17 protein-coding genes and 1 pseudogene are annotated in these 17,918 nt (G+C 60.8%); 9 read left to right on the top strand and 9 right to left on the bottom strand.

All coding sequences use genetic code 11. The features are described from left to right. Nucleotides 1-167 precede the first annotated feature (167 nt). Nucleotides 168-1,931 carry an L-lactate permease gene (locus ACEN8E_RS10785; RefSeq protein ID WP_495592582.1) on the bottom strand — a complete coding sequence of 588 codons (1,764 nt, stop codon included), beginning with the start codon at nucleotides 1,929-1,931 and terminating at the stop codon, nucleotides 168-170. A gap of 179 nt (nucleotides 1,932-2,110) precedes the next feature. Here ACEN8E_RS10785 and ACEN8E_RS10790 point away from each other — a divergent pair, with 179 nt between their 5' ends. After that, a complete protein-coding gene (locus ACEN8E_RS10790; protein WP_008019682.1) occupies nucleotides 2,111-2,347 on the top strand; it encodes a hypothetical protein in 237 nt (78 codons plus the stop codon). Nucleotides 2,348-2,385: 38 nt separating this feature from the next. Here ACEN8E_RS10790 and ACEN8E_RS10795 read toward each other — a convergent pair whose 3' ends face one another. Then, nucleotides 2,386-2,646 carry a hypothetical protein gene (locus tag ACEN8E_RS10795; protein WP_495592583.1) on the bottom strand — a complete coding sequence of 87 codons (261 nt, stop codon included), beginning with the start codon at nucleotides 2,644-2,646 and terminating at the stop codon, nucleotides 2,386-2,388. A 388-nt stretch (nucleotides 2,647-3,034) separates the two neighbouring features. Between ACEN8E_RS10795 and ACEN8E_RS10800 the strand changes: the two genes are divergently transcribed. After that, nucleotides 3,035-4,102 carry a hypothetical protein gene (locus ACEN8E_RS10800; protein ID WP_495592584.1) on the top strand — a complete coding sequence of 356 codons (1,068 nt, stop codon included), beginning with the start codon at nucleotides 3,035-3,037 and terminating at the stop codon, nucleotides 4,100-4,102. Nucleotides 4,103-4,119: 17 nt separating this feature from the next. Continuing rightward, nucleotides 4,120-4,473 carry a DUF1428 domain-containing protein gene (locus ACEN8E_RS10805; protein ID WP_495592585.1) on the top strand — a complete coding sequence of 118 codons (354 nt, stop codon included), beginning with the start codon at nucleotides 4,120-4,122 and terminating at the stop codon, nucleotides 4,471-4,473. Nucleotides 4,474-4,487: 14 nt separating this feature from the next. Here the strand turns inward: ACEN8E_RS10805 and ACEN8E_RS10810 are convergent, their stop codons facing one another. Then, on the bottom strand, nucleotides 4,488-4,682 hold the full coding sequence (locus ACEN8E_RS10810) for a hypothetical protein (RefSeq protein ID WP_495592586.1): 195 nt from the start codon (nucleotides 4,680-4,682) through the stop codon (nucleotides 4,488-4,490). 122 nt (nucleotides 4,683-4,804) lie between these two features. Here ACEN8E_RS10810 and thpR point away from each other — a divergent pair, with 122 nt between their 5' ends. Further along, complete coding sequence (thpR, locus tag ACEN8E_RS10815) at nucleotides 4,805-5,347, top strand: RNA 2',3'-cyclic phosphodiesterase (protein WP_495592587.1); 543 nt, start codon at nucleotides 4,805-4,807, stop codon at nucleotides 5,345-5,347. A gap of 225 nt (nucleotides 5,348-5,572) precedes the next feature. On the opposite strand, the gene ACEN8E_RS10820 is transcribed toward thpR, so the two are convergent. From ACEN8E_RS10820 to ACEN8E_RS10840, 5 genes are all read right to left on the bottom strand, one after another. Then, nucleotides 5,573-6,670: a polyamine ABC transporter substrate-binding protein gene (locus tag ACEN8E_RS10820; protein ID WP_495592588.1), complete on the bottom strand. Its 1,098-nt coding sequence runs from the start codon at nucleotides 6,668-6,670 to the stop codon at nucleotides 5,573-5,575. 172 nt (nucleotides 6,671-6,842) lie between these two features. Continuing rightward, complete coding sequence (locus ACEN8E_RS10825) at nucleotides 6,843-7,727, bottom strand: ABC transporter permease subunit (RefSeq protein WP_057396702.1); 885 nt, start codon at nucleotides 7,725-7,727, stop codon at nucleotides 6,843-6,845. Further along, nucleotides 7,724-8,638, bottom strand: a complete 915-nt coding sequence (locus ACEN8E_RS10830) for an ABC transporter permease subunit (protein ID WP_495592589.1) — start codon at nucleotides 8,636-8,638, stop codon at nucleotides 7,724-7,726. The genes ACEN8E_RS10825 and ACEN8E_RS10830 overlap by 4 nt, the downstream gene beginning before the upstream one ends. Continuing rightward, nucleotides 8,635-9,777 (bottom strand): polyamine ABC transporter ATP-binding protein, encoded by a 1,143-nt coding sequence (gene potA / locus ACEN8E_RS10835; RefSeq protein ID WP_495592590.1) that lies wholly within the window; start codon nucleotides 9,775-9,777, stop codon nucleotides 8,635-8,637. Before potA ends, ACEN8E_RS10830 begins: the two co-directional genes overlap by 4 nt. A gap of 336 nt (nucleotides 9,778-10,113) precedes the next feature. Then, the gene (locus ACEN8E_RS10840; protein WP_495592591.1) at nucleotides 10,114-10,875 is read right to left on the bottom strand and encodes a gamma-glutamyl-gamma-aminobutyrate hydrolase family protein; all 762 of its coding nucleotides are present in this window, start codon (nucleotides 10,873-10,875) and stop codon (nucleotides 10,114-10,116) included. Between the two features lie 283 nt (nucleotides 10,876-11,158). Here ACEN8E_RS10840 and ACEN8E_RS10845 point away from each other — a divergent pair, with 283 nt between their 5' ends. From ACEN8E_RS10845 to ACEN8E_RS10855, 3 genes are all read left to right on the top strand, one after another. After that, nucleotides 11,159-12,535 (top strand): glutamine synthetase family protein, encoded by a 1,377-nt coding sequence (locus ACEN8E_RS10845; protein ID WP_008019695.1) that lies wholly within the window; start codon nucleotides 11,159-11,161, stop codon nucleotides 12,533-12,535. Between the two features lie 181 nt (nucleotides 12,536-12,716). Beyond that, nucleotides 12,717-14,207: an aldehyde dehydrogenase gene (locus ACEN8E_RS10850; RefSeq protein ID WP_495592592.1), complete on the top strand. Its 1,491-nt coding sequence runs from the start codon at nucleotides 12,717-12,719 to the stop codon at nucleotides 14,205-14,207. Nucleotides 14,208-14,260: 53 nt separating this feature from the next. After that, nucleotides 14,261-15,559, top strand: a complete 1,299-nt coding sequence (locus tag ACEN8E_RS10855) for an NAD(P)/FAD-dependent oxidoreductase (RefSeq protein ID WP_495592593.1) — start codon at nucleotides 14,261-14,263, stop codon at nucleotides 15,557-15,559. 179 nt (nucleotides 15,560-15,738) lie between these two features. On the opposite strand, the gene ACEN8E_RS10860 is transcribed toward ACEN8E_RS10855, so the two are convergent. Further along, the gene (locus ACEN8E_RS10860; protein WP_495592594.1) at nucleotides 15,739-16,404 is read right to left on the bottom strand and encodes a LuxR C-terminal-related transcriptional regulator; all 666 of its coding nucleotides are present in this window, start codon (nucleotides 16,402-16,404) and stop codon (nucleotides 15,739-15,741) included. Between the two features lie 203 nt (nucleotides 16,405-16,607). On the opposite strand from ACEN8E_RS10860, the gene ACEN8E_RS10865 reads away from it, so the two are divergent. Both ACEN8E_RS10865 and ACEN8E_RS10870 read left to right on the top strand, forming a co-directional pair. Continuing rightward, nucleotides 16,608-16,895 (top strand): PilZ domain-containing protein, encoded by a 288-nt coding sequence (locus ACEN8E_RS10865; RefSeq protein WP_495592595.1) that lies wholly within the window; start codon nucleotides 16,608-16,610, stop codon nucleotides 16,893-16,895. 209 nt (nucleotides 16,896-17,104) lie between these two features. Further along, a pseudogene (locus tag ACEN8E_RS10870) lies at nucleotides 17,105-17,872 on the top strand (VCBS domain-containing protein); the annotation flags it as partial. Nucleotides 17,873-17,918: the final 46 nt, after the last annotated feature.

A 17,918-nucleotide genomic window follows, 5' to 3' on the forward strand; every position in this document is an offset into this window, starting at 1 on the left:
CGTCTTAATCATTGGCCCGTCAGGCTCAGCTGTCTATAGATGTGGGCGCGAGCCTGCTCGCGATGGCGGCAGATCATTCGACATCTACGTTGAATGACACTCCGCCATCGCGAGCAGGCTCGCTCTCACAGGGATCAGGGTTAAACAGAGTTACGCGTGTATTCGATTCAATGCCCGCCCACCACCATATGGCTGAACGGCGCGACGTAGGCCTGCAACGTCACCAGTCCACCGACCAGAATCGCCAGCACGATCGAATGGAAGAACACGTAGCGCAGGATTTCCCCTTCGTGGCCGTACCAGCGGGTGGCGGTGGAGGCGACCACGATCGACTGGGCGTCGACCATCTTGCCCATGACCCCGCCGGAGCTGTTGGCGGCGGCCATCAGCACCGAGCTGATGCCCAACTGCTCGGAGGTCACCCGTTGCAAGCCGCCGAACAGCACGTTGGACGCCGTGTCCGAGCCGGTCAGCGCCACGCCGAGCCAGCCGAGCAGGGTACCGAACATGGGATAGAAGATGCCTGTCGCGGCGAAGGCCAGGCCCATGGTCGCATCCAGGCCGGAGTAGCGCGTGAGGAAGCCCAGGGCAAGCATGGCCGCAATGGTGATCAACGAGTAACGCACCACCCACAGGGTGCGCAGGTACTGGCGGATCAGTTGCGGGATCGAATAACCCATCAGTAAGCCGCCGACAATCGCCGCCAGCAGAATGCCGCTGCCGGTTGCGGTGAACCAGGTGAACTTGTACACCGCTTCTTCGGTTTTCGGCGCGGGGACCACGGGCGGGACTTTCTCGACCTGCAGGTGCAGGGTGGTGAAGGTCACGACCGGGGCAAACACCGGGTTCGCCTCGCGCATCGGTTTACCCTGGGGATCGAGTTTGGCGGCGCTGGTTTGCGGGTCGATGGCAGGGCGGGTGTCGAAGGTGTTCTTGAAGCCCTGGGTGCCCCAGATGAACACGAAGATGGTGAGGATGATCCACGGCATCCACGCCCGCATCACTGCCGGTTTTGCCTCATTGGCGAAGGTTGCAGTCGGTACGGGCTTTTCGTCGTGCCCGGCCTCGATCTTCGAGTTGTCGACCCGGCCGGTCAGGGCGGCGGACGTATGTACCGTGGCCGGTTTCCATACCCTGAGGAAACCGGCCAGGCAGGCCATGGAAATCAGCGCGGCGATGACATCCACCAGCATTGGCCCGTGATAGTTGGACACCAGGAACTGCGGCACGGCAAAACTGACCCCGGCCACCAGGATCGCCGGCCAGATTTCCAGCATCTTGCGCCAGCCGGCAAAGGCCCAGATCAGCCAGAACGGCACCAGCACCGAGAAGAACGGCAGTTGCCGGCCGACCATCATCGACAGCTCCATTTCATCGAGCCCGGTGACCTTGGCCAGGGTGATGATCGGCGTGCCGAGGGCGCCGAACGCCACGGGGGCGGTGTTGGCGATCAGCGCCAGCCCTGAAGCGGCGAGCGGCGAAAATCCCAGCCCGATCAGAATCGCGCCAGTCACCGCCACCGGCGTACCGAAACCGGCCGCCCCCTCGAAAAACGCACCGAAGCAGAACGCGATCAGCAGCAATTGCAGGCGTCGGTCATCGGTGATGCGTGCCAGGGAGTCTTGCAACACTTTGAACGAGCCGTTCTCGGTGGTCAGGCGGTGCAGGAAGATGATGTTCAACACAATCCAGCCAATCGGCAGCAAACCATTGGCTGCACCGAACAGCGCCGCCGTGCCGGCCATGTTCGCCGGCATGCCGAAGGCGAAGATCGCGATCAGCAGAGCCGAGGCCAGGGCGAGCAACGCCGCCAGGTGCGCCTTGACATGGAAAAACGCGAGGGACGCCAGCATCACCACCACCGGTACGGCGGCCATGATGGTTGAAAGCACCGGGTTGCCGAACGGATCGTAGACTTGCTGCCAGACCATGTTCCACCTCTGCGTTTTATTGTTGAACGTGCAGATCCCTTGGGGGGAGGTGTTCTTGAGTATAGGTGGCATTACGCCGCTGTCAGGGCGGGCCTCCGGTCCAGCGGGTCTACGCATTTGCGGGGGCTGAGCTAGCATTGCCGGTAGGCTCGCAATCCACAGGCGGGAGGAAAGCAGCAATGACTGAGCGTCACGAGGTCCACAAGGAAACGCTGTCGAATGGATGCCGGATTGAAGTCAAGGCCGAGATATTGAAGGACGGTTCGTTGGGCATGTTCATCGGCGTCTATCGGCCGGACGGCACCGTCATCAATGAAAACCACGACCCACGGCCGCACATGATGGACATGGAGGCGGCGATGGATTGGGGGATCGATATTGCCAAGGGGATCGGCAACAGCCAGCGAACATTGTGAGCGGTTCCCGTTCGGGCAAGGGTGACCGGCGGTCGCTGTCAGAACCCGAACGAACGGGCCGAGACTTTAGCCAGCTCGACATCCAGTAGATGCTCGACCAGCACGTCATTCAAAAAACGGAACTGATCATTGAGCCCGACCACTTCGTTGCTGAAGTGATGATCGGCTGCCGGGATCAGCAACGCCTCGAAATTTTTGTCGAACATCAGAGTCAACTCTTTACGTGACTCGAATTCCTGCGCGTAGAAATTGTTGCCGAACACCGGGAAACGCACGGCGAGGGTGATGGTGTGAATCATGACGTTTGCTCCTCGCTCAAGACGTACCAGGAAAATACACCCAATGTGAACGCCGTCAGGGCCAGGCAGGTCAACAGATGGATGAGCATGATGTTCCCCTCCGATTCGGGGTTTCGTGTTGGCTTGGTATCGATCCTACGCTGACGGCCATCAGGCGGAAGGCAATCGCGGCGATGGTGATTATCGACGCAAGTGATGGTGGTTTTTGCGCGGTTGATGCGGGCCCCTTCGCGAGCAGGCTCGCTCCCACAGGTCCGTGGCCAACCGCTTACCTGTGGGAGCGAGCCTGCTCGCGAAGGCGTCCTCAGGGACACCGCCACCTATACTTAAACCGAGGGTTACGCGTGTCGGGCATTTCGCCCGATGCAAACTCCAGGAAGCCGCCATCTTGAACCTGCGTTCGCTGATCATTGCCGTGCTGGTGGTGTTGGCGGGGTGTGCCACGCCTGTGCGCGCGCCGGTGGTGCAAGTGGCACCGGTCGTCGTGCCCGCCAGTACCTGGCAGCAGGTGGACCGGGAGATCGTCGCCGCGTCGCAGTCGGCCACCGAGCAGACCAGAATCTACGCCCGCGGCGCCATGGAGTATTGGCGCACACGGGTCTATGAATTGACCGAACAGAATTTCATTCCGTGGTTCAGCAGTTACTGGACCCAGGAATGGCTGTCGATGAAGGTCAGCTGGTACACCATCAGCGCCAAGGGCGAGCAGGACACGGCGGAAAAACGCTTGGCGGCGTACCTGCTCGAAGCCTATCAGGAAAAGGTCCTGGCCCCGGCGGCAGTGGAAGTCGATCCCGATGCGATTCTCGGTCTGGCAGCGGCGTTCTACGTCGACATCCTCAAGGAAGAGCTGCAGAAGATCTCCACCCGCCACGGCGTGCCGGTTGCCCAACTCAACGGGCGCATCCAGAAAATTCCGGCCATCGCCCTCGGGCCACCACCGGCGCGGGACGCCTCCTTGTACCAGATCGTGCACACCGAACCGCTGAACACCTTGCCGGCCTTCGTCGCGCTGGTCGACAAAATCCACAGGGCCGGTGGCGACAAGGGTGTGGGCTCGACCGATACCGCGATGGCGCCGGTGGCCAGGCGCGCCAGCCGGCGGATGGAAGCCGAGATGGCCCCGCGCGGGGCCGCCAGCGCCGTGGCCGCAGCAGCCGGAAAACTGGCCGGTGGCTTGATCACGTTGGGGGTGGCGGGCGTTCGTGCACTCATCCAGGCCAATGACCAGCCTGACAGTGAGGCGCTGATCCGCAGCAGCCTGGGCAGCACCTTCGACAAGGCCTGGACCAAACTGGTGCAGGACCCGACCACCGGCGTCATGGCTGGCACGCTTTACATGGCAGGGCAGATCGAGGGCAGCCTGGCAGACCGCACAGCACCGTCGGTCGGTTTGAGCGCCGGTACTGTCGATTGGACGCCAGCGCAACCGACTACCCAGCAGAACACCCCATGACCCCAGGAGAAACGCTCATGTCTTATGTCGATGGTTTTATCGCTGCCGTACCCACTGCCCACCGTGAGCAATACATCAAGCACGCCAAAATCGCTGCCTCGGTCTTCAAGGAAAACGGTGCCTTGAGCGTGGTCGAATGTTGGGGCGAAGACGTGCCGGAGGGCAAGGTCACATCGTTCCCGATGGCGGTGAAACTCAAGGAGGGCGAAATCGTGGCCTTTGGCTGGATCATCTGGCCGGACAAGGCCACCCGCAATGCCGGAATGGACAAGATGATGCAGGATCCGCGCATGCAGCCGAACGTCAATCCGATGCCGTTTGACGGTCAGCGCATGGTGTATGGCGGGTTTGAAATGCTCCTCGATGCCTGACGCCGGCCGTGGGATCACTCCGGCGTCGGGGTGATCCTGCAACTCTTGCGATGCCGGATTTCCTCGTCCGTCGGCCGCTCGCGGATGAACTCGAAGCGCGGCTCACCTTCGCTGTAATGCACCAGCCAGCCCCATTCCAGCTTGAGTTCATCCTGACCTGGCTCGGGCGGTCTGGCCCACCATGGCTCTTTGCTGAGGATCTGTCGCATGGCCCCCTCCGCTTTCCCGGGATGCTAGAACTATAACGCGCCTGCCGGGCGGTGCCAGAAATGCGCTGGCCGGTACGCGAGGGTTGGGTACACTCAGGCGGTCCTCCCAATAGGTGTCCGGCATGAACGAAGAATCCCGCGAGCCGTTCAAGCGTCTGTTCTTTGCGCTCGACTGCGCTGCGGCCCAGCGCCGGGACATCGCCCAGTGGCGCAGTGCGCTGCAACTGCGCAATGGACGGCCGGTGCCGGCGGAAAACTTTCACCTGACACTGAAGTTCCTGGGGGCGGTGGGCGTGGCGCAGATTGCCGACATCTGCGATGCAGTGGCGTCAATCCGCACACCGGGCGAGCGCTTGACGGTGGTGCTGGACCGGCTGGACGTGTGGCGCAGGGCAGGAGCGCTGGTGCTCGCGCCGGAGCAGGCGCCCCCGGCATTGCTGCGATTGGTGTATGCCCTGGAGCAGGCGATGTTGCCGTTCGGTCTGGAGGAAGCCCCCAGGGAATACCGCCCGCACCTGACCCTGGCACGGCAGTATCGGGCGCCGGTGCCGGAGTCCGCGACCGCGCCGCATTTCTTCCTGCGTGCCGACCGCTTCACCCTGTTCGAATCCCACAAGGGCCGCTATCGGGCGCTGGCCCAATGGCCCTTGATTGATCCCCCATAAAAAAAGGCGCCCGAGGGCGCCAAATTCACCTGAACCGAGGGAGCCAGGTGAGGCCGTTCTACTTGCAGGAGAGGCAGCGGTGGTAAGGCGCTGCGTGAACGGAAAAGGGTAAAGCTGAAATTTGTGTTGAGTCTTATGGCCCCTTCGCGAGCAGGCTCGCTCCCACAGAGGGCAACACGGACCAATGTGGGAGCGAGCCTGCTCGCGAAGGCGTTTTTGAGTGAATTACTGGCCGAGTTTCACCTTGGTCCAGCCACGGGTCATGATCCGCTGGATGGCGATCGGTTGGTCCGGCACGGCATAGAGCGTGGCCATCACCGCTTCCGGCGGGTAGGAGCCCGGATCGTTGCGGATCGCTTCATCGACCAGCGGTGTGGCTGCCGCGTTGGCGTTGCTGTAGCCGATGTTGTTGGTGATGTCGGCGATCACGTCGGGGCGCATCAGGAAGTTCATGAACAGGTAAGCGTTGTCGACGTTGGCGGCATCGCGCGGGATGGCGAGCATGTCGTAGAAACTGGCGGCGCCTTCTTTCGGGATGCTGTAGTCGATCTTCACCTTGTCCCCGGCTTCCTGGGCGCGGGCCTTGGCCTGCAGCACGTCGCCGGAGTAACCCACGGCCACGCAGATGTTGCCGTTGGCCAGGTCCGAGATGTATTTCGACGAATGGAAGTACGCCACGTTCGGGCGAATCTTCATGAACAGCGCCTCGGCTTCGGCGATGTGCTGTTTGTCTTGATCGTTCACCGGGTAGCCCAGGTAGTGCAGGGCGGTCGGGATCATTTCTGTCGGCGAGTCGAGGAAGCTGATGCCGCAGGCCTTGAGCTTCTCGGCGTTTTCCGGTTTGAACAACAGGTCCCAGGAGTTGGTCGGGGCGTTGGTGCCGAGCACTTCCCTGACCTTCTGCGGGTTGAAGCCGATGCCGATCGAGCCCCACATGTACGGGATGGCATGAGCGTTTTCGGGATCGCTCGCGGAGGCGTTCTTCAGCAGCACCGGGTTGAGGTTTTTCCAGTTCGGCAGCTTCGACTTGTCCAGCGTCTGGTAGACGCCGGCCTTGATCTGCTTGGCCAGGAAGCTGTTGGACGGCACGACGATGTCGTAGCCGGATTTACCCGCCAGCAGGCGAGCTTCCAGGGTTTCGTTGCTGTCGAACACATCGTAGGTCACCTGGATGCCGGTCTCGTCTTCGAACTTCCTGACGGTATCCGGGCCAATGTAATCCGACCAGTTGTAGACGCGCAGAACCTTGTCATTGGCCTGGGCGCCAGTGGCGATTGCGCCCAATAAGGACAGTGTCAGCAGAGTCCTGCCAAACATTTTCATCGGTACAACTCCATTTCTTTTCTTGTTCAAATCACGCAGTAAATAAGCTTTCACGCTCCCTTGTAGGAGCGAGCTCGCTCGCGAAAAACTCAAGGACGCCGCGTTCAATCAGACAGCCCGCGTTATCGTTGACGTCCATCGCGAGCAAGCTCGCTCCTACAGGGGGGTGGTGCTAGGCCGTTGCTTCTGCCATTTGCTTTTTCGGTTGTTGCCAGGATTCGCTGGCGGTCTGGTCCATGGCTTCCTGGATCGCGCGTTTACGGCTTTCTTCGGCACGGCGGCTGAAGTACCAGACCATGAAGGTCACGATCGACACCGCCAGCAGGATCAGGCTGGCCACGGCGTTGATCTCGGGCTTCACGCCCAGACGCACCGCCGAGAACACTTCCATCGGCAGGGTCGTGGAACCAGGTCCCGACACGAAGCTCGCCAGCACCAGGTCATCGAGCGACAGGGCAAACGACATCATGCCGCCCGCCGCCAGTGACGGCGCGATCATCGGAATGGTGATCAGGAAAAACACCTTGAACGGCTTCGCACCCAGGTCCATGGCCGCTTCCTCGATGGACAGGTCCAGCTCGCGGAGGCGGGCGGAGACTACCACCGCCACGTAGGCAGCACAAAACGTGGTGTGGGCGATCCAGATGGTGACGATGCCGCGTTCCTGCGGCCAGCCGATCAGCTGCGCCATGGCCACGAACAGCAGCAACAGCGACAGACCGGTGATCACTTCAGGCATCACCAGCGGCGCGGTGACCAGGCCACCGAACAGGGTACGGCCCTTGAAGCGCGTAACGCGGGTCAACACGAACGCGGCTAACGTCCCTAGTGCGACTGCTGCGACGGCGGTGTAGCAGGCGATTTCCAGCGAGCGCACCACCGAACCCATCAGTTGCGAGTTGTCCAGCAGGCCGGCATACCACTTGATCGACCAGCCACCCCACACCGTCACCAGCTTCGAGGCGTTGAACGAGTAGATCACCAGGATCAGCATCGGCAGGTAGATGAACGACAGGCCGAAAATCAGCATGAACTTTGAAAATCCGAAGCGTTTCATCCCCGTGCCTCCATCTCTTTGGCCTGACTGCGGTTGAACAGCAGAATCGGCACAATCAGGATCAACAGCATCACCACCGCCAGGGCAGACGCCACCGGCCAGTCGCGGTTGTTGAAGAACTCTTGCCACAACACACGGCCGATCATCAGGGTTTCCGGACCGCCGAGCAGTTCCGGAATCACGAACTCACCGACCACCGGAATGAACACCAGCATGCAGCCGGCGATGATGCCGTTCTTGGCCAACGGCACGGTGATCTTCCAGAAGCTGTTGAAGGTGCTCGAGCCCAGGTCCGATGCGGCTTCCAGCAGGCTCTGGTCGTGCTTGACCAGGTTGGCGTACAGCGGCAGCACCATGAACGGCAGGTACGCATAGACGACGCCGATGTACACGGCGGTGTTGGTGTTGAGGATCTCGATCGGGTGATTGATCAGCCCGGTCCACAGCAGGAAGGCGTTGAGCAAACCGTTGTTGCTGAGGATGCCCATCCACGCATAGACGCGGATCAGGATCGCGGTCCAGGTCGGCATCATGATCAGCAGCATCAGCACGTTCTGCGCTTCCTTGCTGGCCTTGGTGATGGCGTAGGCCATCGGGAAGCCGATCACCAGGCACATCAGGGTGCTGAACAGCGCGACCTTCAACGAACCCAGGTAGGCGGAGAGGTACAGCTCGTCTTCGCCCAGCAGGGAATAGTTGCCGATGTTGAGCAACAGCTGGAATTTCTGCTCGGCGTAGGTGTAGATCTCCGAGTAGGGCGGAATGGCCAGGGCCGCTTCCGAGAAGCTGATCTTCATCACCAGGAAGAACGGCAACATGAAGAACAGGAACAGCCAGATGAATGGAATCCCGATGACGAACTTGCGCCCGCTGGGGACCAATCTGAGAAATTGCTGATTGAAGGTTTTCATGCGCGCAGTACCACGCCGCTGTCGTCTTCCCACCACACGTAGACCTGATCGTCCCAGGTCGGACGCGCGCCACGGCGTTCGGCGTTGGCCATGAACGACTGGACGATCTTGCCGCCAGGCAGCTCGACGTAGAACACCGAGTGGCCGCCGAGGTAGGCGATGTCATGCACCTTGCCGCTGGACCAGTTGTAGCGGTTCTCGGGCTTGAGGGTGCTGACCAGCAGTTTTTCCGGGCGGATCGCGTAGGTGATCGACTTGTCCTGCACCGAGGTGCTGACGCCGTGGCCGACGTAGATCTTCTGCTCCAGGTCCGGGCTGTGGATGATCGCGTGACCTTCCAGGTCTTCAACCACGGTGCCTTCGAAGGCGTTCACGTTGCCGATGAATTCGCAGACCATGCGGCTGACGGGGGCTTCATAGATGTCGACCGGGCTGCCGATCTGGGCGATCCAGCCCAGGTGCATGATCGCGATGCGCTGGGCCATGGTCATGGCCTCTTCCTGGTCGTGGGTCACCATCACGCAGGTCACGCCGACGCGCTCGATGATTTCCACCAGCTCCAGCTGCATTTGCGAACGCAGCTTTTTATCCAGGGCGCCCATCGGTTCGTCGAGCAGCAGCAGTTTCGGACGCTTGGCCAGGGAACGGGCCAGGGCCACGCGCTGACGCTGGCCGCCGGACAGTTGGTGCGGCTTGCGCTTGGCGTACTGGGTCATGTGCACCAGGCGCAGCATCTCCTGCACGCGGGCTTCGATTTCGGCCGCTGGCAAACGGTCCTGCTTGAGGCCGAAGGCGATGTTCTGCGCCACCGTCATGTGCGGGAACAGTGCGTAGGACTGGAACATCATGTTGATCGGTCGTTCGTATGGCGGCATGTCGGTGATGTCGACACCGTCGAGCAGAATCCGGCCTTCGGTCGGGCGCTCGAAACCGGCGAGCATGCGCAGCAGGGTCGATTTGCCGGAGCCGGAACCGCCGAGCAGGGCGAAGATTTCACCTTGGTGGATTTCCAGGGACACATCGTCCACCGCGGTGGTTTCGTCGAATTTCTTGGTGACGCGATCGACTTTCACCAGCACCTTCTTCGGTGCCTGGTGACCTTCAATTGCCTTCCTGTAGATGCTGGAGGCGTTTGCCATGTGAAACTCCCAACAGGTTTCAGTCGCCAGGCCAACACGGCCCGGCTTAATAGTGGATTGCAAACCCGTGAAGCCGGTTCGCACTGGCCCCTTGTAGGAGCGAGCCTGCTCGCGATGGTGTGTCAGTCGACACCAATGTTGCTGACACTCCATCGCGAGCGAGCTCGCTCCTACAGGGGGCTGCGCTTGACCCGTTCGGGTTTATTCGGCGCCGCCATCCTGGCTGCCTTCCGTACTTGTTGTTATTGCAGTGTGTTGTTGTCGCGGGTGACGGGCGCCCAAAGGCGCGCCCGCCTGACCCGCGGGGGCAGAAAACCGTTTGTCAGTGTTTTTTCGTCAGCCCGAGTGACGCAGCGCCGCCCGTTGCCGGCAGGCTTCGCCGAACGCCTGGAAAATACTCAAATAAGGAGGGTTGTTCAGGACCTGCCATTCCGGGTGCCATTGCACGCCGAGGGCGAAGGCCTTGCTGTTCTCCACCGACACCGCCTCGATCAGGCCATCGGGGGCGACGGCTTCGGCGCGCAGGCCGGGCGCCAGGCGGTCGATGCCCTGGCTGTGAATCGAGTTGACCTGGAACACCGCCGGCAGGTCCAGCGCTTCGAACACGCCACCTTGCTGCACATTCACCGCATGGGCCGGCGCGTATTGCACGGCCAGGTCCGGGTGATTGGCTTCACGGTGATCCAGGAAGCCTGGGAGTTCATGGACTTTCTGATGCAGGCTGCCACCGAACGCCACGTTCATTTCCTGGAAACCCCGGCAGATGCCGAGGACCGGAACGCCGGCAGCGATGGCTGCGCGGATCAGTGGCAGGGTGGTGCGGTCCCGTTGCGGATCGTGCTCCGTACCGGGGGCGCTGTCGGGGCCTTGATAGTGGAAGGGTTCCACGTTCGACGGCGAGCCGGTCAGCAACAGACCGTCGAGCTGCGGCAGCAGGTCATCGATTTCGGTCAGATCGCCTAAGGAAGGAATAACGACAGGCAGCCCCAGCGCCGCAACGCTGACAGCACGCAAGTACTTGTCGCCGCTGATGTGGTAGGGGTGCAGGCCAATCTGTTTGACGCACGCAGTAACGCCGATCAATGGCTTGAATGCCATTTTTATCACCTCGAAGTTTCACACTTGAACGAGCTTTTCCGGAGCTTAGCCTTGTTGATTTTAATTAACAACTCTCATGTAAAAAATTCTAAACGCCGCACGTCCGATCTTCAGGGTTTACGCGTGTTTGAGGGCTTATCTGGCACTCTCGTCCTTGTGAGAGGCCCGAAAATAAACGCTTAAAGGCTGAGTGTTCGCTATTGACTTCACTTTGCCTTTCGGATTGACTGGGCTCGTGAAAGGGCGGTGAACATAATAATTAACAGTAAAAAATAGGTGCATCATGTCGGTCCCTCTGCGTGCCGTTCAACTCAACGAAGCAAACGCATTCCTTAAGAAACATCCTGAGGTTTTGTACGTCGACCTTCTGATTGCGGATATGAACGGTGTGGTGCGCGGCAAGCGCATCGAGCGCACCAGTCTTCATAAGGTTTACGAGAAAGGCATCAACCTGCCGGCGTCTCTGTTTGCTCTGGACATCAACGGTTCTACGGTGGAAAGCACCGGCCTGGGTCTGGACATCGGCGACTCCGACCGGATCTGCTACCCAATCCCGGGCACCCTGAGCATCGAACCCTGGCAGAAGCGCCCGACTGCGCAACTGCTGATGACCATGCACGAACTCGAAGGCGAGCCATTCTTCGCCGACCCGCGGGAAGTGCTGGCCAATATCGTGCGCAAGTTCGACGACATGGGCCTGACCATCTGCGCCGCGTTCGAACTGGAGTTCTACCTGATCGACCAGGACAACGTGAACGGTCGTCCGCAATCGCCACGTTCGCCGGTATCGGGCAAGCGTCCGATGTCGACCCAGGTGTACCTGATCGACGACCTCGACGAATACGTCGACTGCCTGCAAGACATCCTCGAAGGCGCGAAAGAGCAGGGCATCCCGGCTGACGCCATCGTCAAGGAAAGCGCCCCGGCGCAATTCGAAGTCAACCTGCATCACGTGGCTGACCCGATCAAGGCGTGCGACTACGCGGTGCTGCTCAAGCGTCTGGTGAAGAACATCGCCTACGACCACGAGATGGACACCACCTTCATGGCCAAGCCGTATCCGGGCCAGGCAGGTAACGGTCTGCACGTGCACATTTCGATTCTCGACAAAGAAGGCAACAACATCTTTGCCAGCGAGGATCCCGAGCAGAACGCCGCGCTGCGTCACGCGATCGGCGGTGTGCTCGAGACCCTGCCGGCGCAGATGGCGTTCCTCTGCCCGAACGTCAACTCGTACCGTCGTTTCGGCGCGCAGTTCTATGTGCCGAACTCGCCGAGCTGGGGCATCGACAACCGCACCGTGGCTGTCCGTGTACCGACCGGCTCAAAGGACGCCGTGCGCATCGAACACCGCGTGGCGGGTGCCGACGCCAACCCGTACCTGCTGATGGCTTCGGTATTGGCGGGCGTGCACCACGGCCTGACCAACCAGATCGAACCGGGCGCCCCGGTGGAAGGCAACAGCTACGAGCAGAACGAGCAGAGCCTGCCGAACAACCTGCGCGATGCCCTGCGCGAGCTGGACGACAGCGAAGTCATGGCGCGCTACATCGACCCGATGTACATCGACGTGTTCGTGGCGTGCAAGGAAAGCGAGCTGGCCGAGTTCGAGAACTCCATCTCCGACCTTGAGTACAACTGGTACCTGCATACCGTTTAAGACGGATCACACCGATCAACTGTGGGAGCGAGCCTGCTCGCGAAGGCGGCGGTTCAGTCAGCAATGATGTTGTCTGACACACCGCTTTCGCGAGCAGGCTCGCTCCCACAGGGGACTGTCTTTCAAACCCTTGAATGACCGGTCAGTTCGACTACATATTCCCCTGCGTCGAGTCACAACCATGACAAACACTCGCAGCGATTGGGAGCAACGCTTCCAGTCCCTCTCTATAGAAGGTCGCGCATTCATTGACGGCCAGTACTGCGCGGCCGCCAGTGGCGCCACGTTCGAATGCATCAGCCCGGTAGACGGTCGTTTCCTGGCAAACGTCGCCAGCACCGACGAAGCTGACGCCAATGCGGCGGTCGCCGTAGCGCGCGGCGCCTTCGAGTCCGGCGTCTGGGCCAACCTGGCCCCGGCCGAGCGCAAGCGTGTGCTGATCCGTTTCGCCGACCTGATCCTGGCAAACCGTGAAGAACTGGCCCTGCTCGAAACCCTCGACATGGGCAAGCCGATCAGCGATTCCATGAGCATCGACATTCCGGCGACCGCCAACGCGATCCGCTGGACCGCCGAAGCCATCGACAAGATCTACGACGAAGTCGCCGCCACGCCCCAGGATCAGCTTGGTCTAGTGGTGCGTGAAGCGGCCGGTGTGGTCGCGGCCATCGTGCCGTGGAACTTCCCGTTGATCATGGCCAGCTGGAAATTCGCCCCGGCCCTGGCGATGGGCAACTCGTTCATCCTCAAGCCTTCGGAAAAGTCGCCGCTGACCGCGATCCGCATCGCCCAGCTGGCGCTGGAAGCGGGCATTCCGAAGGGCGTGTTCAACGTCCTGCCGGGCTACGGTCACACCGTCGGCAAGGCGCTGGCGTTGCATATGGATGTCGACGTGCTGGCCTTCACCGGCTCCACGGCGATCGCCAAGCAGCTGATGATCTACGCCGGGCAAAGCAACATGAAACGCGTTTGGGCAGAGGCGGGGGGCAAGAGCGCCAACGTGGTGTTTGCCGATGCGCCGGATTTACGCGCGGCAGCACAGGCGGCAGCCGGTGCCATTGCCTTCAACCAGGGCGAAGTCTGCACCGCCGGTTCGCGCCTGCTGGTGGAGCGCTCGATTCGCGAGCAGTTCATCCCGCTGCTGGTGGAAGCCCTGCAAGCCTGGAAGCCGGGCCACGCCCTCGATCCTGCAACCACCGTCGGCGCGGTCGTTGACCAGCGTCAACTGGACAACGTGCTGCGCTACATCGGTATCGGCAAAGAGCAGGGCGCTCAGTTGATCGCTGGCGGCAGCCGCACCCTCGAAGGCACCGGTGGCCAGTACGTGGAACCGACGATTTTCGACGGCGTGACCAACGCCATGACCATCGCCCAGGAAGAAATCTTCGGCCCGGTGCTTTCAGTCATCACCTTCGACACGGCTGAAGAAGCCTTGGCGATTGCCAACGACAGCATCTACGGCCTGGCCGCCGGCGTATGGACCAGCAACCTGAGCAAGGCCCATACCTTCGCCCGTGCCCTGCGTGCCGGCAGCGTCTGGGTCAACCAGTACGACGGCGGCGACATGACCGCGCCGTTCGGCGGGTTCAAGCAGTCGGGTAACGGTCGGGACAAATCGCTGCACGCGTTCGACAAGTACACCGAACTCAAAGCGACCTGGATCAAGCTCTAAGACCTATTAAACGGCGGCCGCCTGCACCTTGCCGGCGGCCACCGGAGAAACCTATGAAACAAGATACCGTTAAACAAAAGCACGTAGACAGCTACTACGCCGCCACCCGCAACTTCACCGGCGATTTCCCGGTGCTGGAAGGGGCGGTCGACTGCGATGTCTGCGTGATCGGCGCCGGCTACACCGGCCTGTCCTCGGCACTGTTCCTCGCTGAAGCGGGCTACAGCGTGACCGTGCTGGAAGCGGCCAAGGTCGGTTTCGGCGCCAGCGGTCGCAACGGCGGCCAACTGGTCAACTCCTACAGCCGCGACGTCGATGTCATCGAAGAGCGCTACGGCGACAAGACTGCCGAAATCCTCGGCAGCATGATTTTCGAAGGCGCCGACATCATTCGTCAGCGCATACAGCACTACGACATCCAGTGCGATTACCGTCCCGGCGGCATCTTCGCGGCAATGAACAAGAAGCAGCTCAAGGGCCTGGCCGAGCAGAAGAAAAGTTGGGAAAGCTACGGCAACAAGAACCTGAAAATGCTCGACGCGGCTGACATCAAGCGCGAAATCGGTTCCGATGCCTACGTTGGCGGCCTGCTGGACATGCAGGGCGGCCACATTCACCCGCTGAACCTGGCCCTGGGCGAAGCCTCGGCCATCATCGGCCTGGGCGGCAAGATCTACGAGCAGTCGGCGGCGGTGGAAATCAACTACGGTGAGCCGATCACCGTGCGCACCGCCAAGGGCCTGGTGCGGGCCAAGTACCTGTTGATCGCCGGTAACGCCTACCTGCCGCAGGGCCTCGACAATCGCGTGACCAGCAAGAGCATGCCGTGCGGTTCGCAGATCGTCGTCACCGAGCCGTTGTCGGAAAAACAGGCCCGCAGCCTGATCAAGAACAACTATTGCGTCGAAGACTGCAACTACCTGCTCGACTACTACCGCCTGACCGCGGACAACCGCCTGCTGTACGGCGGTGGTGTGGTCTACGGCGCTCGTGAGCCGGACGACATCGAACAACTGATCCGCCCGAAAATCCTCAAGACCTTCCCGCAATTGAAGGATGTGAAGATCGACTACCGCTGGACCGGCAACTTCCTGCTGACCATGTCGCGCATGCCGCAATTCGGCCGTATCGAGAAAAACGCCTACTACATGCAGGGCTACAGTGGCCACGGCGTTACCTGCTCGCACCTGGCCGGCAAACTGATCTCGGAAATGATCCGTGGCGATGCCGAGCGTTTTGACGCGTTTGCCTCGCTGCCGCACATGCCAATGATCGGCGGGCGTACCTTCTCGGCACCGTTGACCGCCCTCGGCGCCGTGTACTACTCGCTGCGCGACCGTTTCGGCATCTAGGCTTTACCTCGCCGGCGGCCGCCGCAAAAGGGTGCCGCCGGTTTTTTATCTGATGCACCGCTGTCCCTGCAGGAGCGAGCTCGCTCGCGAAAAACCCGAGAGCACCGCGGGTTACCAGGTTTCCCGCGTCATCGTTAACGACCATCATCGGCACGCCGCCCGGCGTGTTGCCGCAGTCCTCAGTCGCCTGTGAAAAGCCCGTGCTTGTGTGCGTAGGCGTACAGATCCACGCGGTTCGTCAGGCCCAGCTTGCTGTAGATCGATGTCAAATGGTTGCGCAGCGTGTGCTCGCTGATGTGCAGCTTCTCGGCCACCAGCTTGCCAGGGGCTGACGGGTCGCTGGCCAGCGATGCAATGGTCTGCTGCTCGCGACGCGTTAGCCTGGCGATTTTGTGTTGCTCCGGGTCTATATCGCGCTCGGCTTTCTTGCGCGCCAGTTCAAGGAAGATACGGCTGGTCGCATTGCGGTCGATCCAGAGTTCGCCGTCATGCACTTTTTCTATGGCTTTGAGCAATATTGAGGCGGATGCCGACTCCCGCTTATCCACCACGCCACGTGCGCCCGCCAGCACCGCACTGTCATGCAACGCCACATCGCTTGACCCTGTCACTACCAGAATCTTGGCTTTGGTCCGGCTGTGCAAGTCGGCCAGCGACTCGATGCAGTCCTCGCTGTCCAGGTCCAGTACCACCACATCTGGCGTGTATTGGTGCAGCGAAAGCAGATATTCCGCCACCGACGCCACCGAACCCGCCAACATCAACCTCGGTTGAGCACTTTCCACCAGACGCTCAAGACCCCAGGCCACGAGCGGTAGAGCAACTAACAGGACTTGAATTGGCATGCGGTTCGCTGCCCCTTTAGGCGGGTTGTGTTAGCTGATCATGATAGCAATCGTTACGGCCTGTAGCTTTTTTCTATAGCGCTTGCGGCAACCCCTCCCATGACATTTGTCCCATAAAACACTGATTTCATGGCTGGTTGACTCCCAGAAAAAAAGGGATAGCGCGCTCATGTAAAAAACAATCGTCCTTTTAGACTGCAGCCATGAAAGGCACATACCGAGTCGAGCCCCGTGAACAAGTCACCCTGTCGCTGCAACTGACCGGCGGGAGCCACGGTGTCACCCGTGACATAAGCGCCTCCGGTTTGTATTTCGAAACCGATAGCGAGCAGCGGGTGGGTAGCTTGATTGAGTTCGAGATCGAACTCGACACTCCCGGCGGCCCCATGAAGTTCAAGGCGCAAGGGCAAATCGTGCGCATTGAGCCACAGGGCGGCAGGACCGGGGCGGGCGTGAAACTGCTGACCAGCCGGCTGGTGCCGGTTGAGTGAGGTGTTCGTGGGGTGAGGAAGAATCGACTGGTGGCTGTTAGCGGCCCACAGCGGCTTTTTGCTCAGGGTGACATTCTAGGGAGAAAGACATGGCTAGCACTACAACTACCGGCGGCGGAACCGTTACCTCGTTTTCCAACACGCCGCAGGCGAAGGATGACGTCTTCAGCACCACTGAAAATCTGCAGGGAGTCATGTATTGGGACGTCATGTCCAATGACCTCGGCGGCAACGCGAAGACACTCTGGTCACTCGACAACGCGGACAGTCTTTCTACTGCCACCAAGGCTTATGCTCCGGCCGACCTCCTGGCCCAGGATACGGCGAGGGCTGAGGCGACGAGTACTGATACCAGTTTGAATGGTGCGAAGATCTGGATCACTTCGGACGGTAAGGTCGGCTACGATGCCGCCACTTTCTCATCTGCGTTCAAGGCGCAACTTCAGGCGCTTGCCACTGGCGAGCTCCTGACGGACAGCTTTACCTACGCGATTCGCCTCGGCAACGGAACGCTCAGTTGGGCCACTGCTATCGTGCAGTTTTCGGGCGTGAACGATGGTGTGACGATCAGCCTTGGCGCGCAGGCCGGCACGGTGACCGAAGACGCCGACACCACAGCGAGCACGACCGACTCGCGGACGGCCAGCGGCACGATTGTCTTTAATGATGTCGACCTGAGTGATACGCACATGGCGACCTTCGCGCCGGCGCAGGGCAACGCTACTCATCTTGGTACGCTTGTGCTCTCGCCGGTAAGCGAAGCCGCGAACGCGGCCAACGGTTCGGTGCAATGGACGTACAACCTCAACAATGCGGCGGCGCAGTACCTGGCACAGGGACAGACAGTAACCGAAACTTACCTGGTCACCATCAGCGATGGTCATGGATCGTCGGCAACGCAGAATGTGACCATCACTATCACTGGCACCAATGACGCCCCGACGGTGGCAGCGGCAGAAGTCGAAAGCGGTGCGGTGACCGAAGACGGCACCACGGTGGCCAGTGGCAGCTTTGCCTTCGGCG

The organism is Pseudomonas sp. Pseusp9, from assembly GCF_059491265.1.

Coding starts and splice junctions, on each gene's coding strand:
- ACEN8E_RS10785 (WP_495592582.1), bottom strand. CDS start 1,931: ATGGTCTGGCAGCAAGTCTACGATCCGTTCGGCAACCCGGTGCTTTCA.
- ACEN8E_RS10790 (WP_008019682.1), top strand. CDS start 2,111: ATGACTGAGCGTCACGAGGTCCACAAGGAAACGCTGTCGAATGGATGC.
- ACEN8E_RS10795 (WP_495592583.1), bottom strand. CDS start 2,646: ATGATTCACACCATCACCCTCGCCGTGCGTTTCCCGGTGTTCGGCAAC.
- ACEN8E_RS10805 (WP_495592585.1), top strand. CDS start 4,120: ATGTCTTATGTCGATGGTTTTATCGCTGCCGTACCCACTGCCCACCGT.
- ACEN8E_RS10810 (WP_495592586.1), bottom strand. CDS start 4,682: ATGCGACAGATCCTCAGCAAAGAGCCATGGTGGGCCAGACCGCCCGAG.
- thpR (WP_495592587.1), top strand. CDS start 4,805: ATGAACGAAGAATCCCGCGAGCCGTTCAAGCGTCTGTTCTTTGCGCTC.
- ACEN8E_RS10820 (WP_495592588.1), bottom strand. CDS start 6,670: ATGAAAATGTTTGGCAGGACTCTGCTGACACTGTCCTTATTGGGCGCA.
- ACEN8E_RS10825 (WP_057396702.1), bottom strand. CDS start 7,727: ATGAAACGCTTCGGATTTTCAAAGTTCATGCTGATTTTCGGCCTGTCG.
- ACEN8E_RS10830 (WP_495592589.1), bottom strand. CDS start 8,638: ATGAAAACCTTCAATCAGCAATTTCTCAGATTGGTCCCCAGCGGGCGC.
- potA (WP_495592590.1), bottom strand. CDS start 9,777: ATGGCAAACGCCTCCAGCATCTACAGGAAGGCAATTGAAGGTCACCAG.
- ACEN8E_RS10840 (WP_495592591.1), bottom strand. CDS start 10,875: ATGGCATTCAAGCCATTGATCGGCGTTACTGCGTGCGTCAAACAGATT.
- ACEN8E_RS10845 (WP_008019695.1), top strand. CDS start 11,159: ATGTCGGTCCCTCTGCGTGCCGTTCAACTCAACGAAGCAAACGCATTC.
- ACEN8E_RS10850 (WP_495592592.1), top strand. CDS start 12,717: ATGACAAACACTCGCAGCGATTGGGAGCAACGCTTCCAGTCCCTCTCT.
- ACEN8E_RS10855 (WP_495592593.1), top strand. CDS start 14,261: ATGAAACAAGATACCGTTAAACAAAAGCACGTAGACAGCTACTACGCC.
- ACEN8E_RS10860 (WP_495592594.1), bottom strand. CDS start 16,404: ATGCCAATTCAAGTCCTGTTAGTTGCTCTACCGCTCGTGGCCTGGGGT.
- ACEN8E_RS10865 (WP_495592595.1), top strand. CDS start 16,608: ATGAAAGGCACATACCGAGTCGAGCCCCGTGAACAAGTCACCCTGTCG.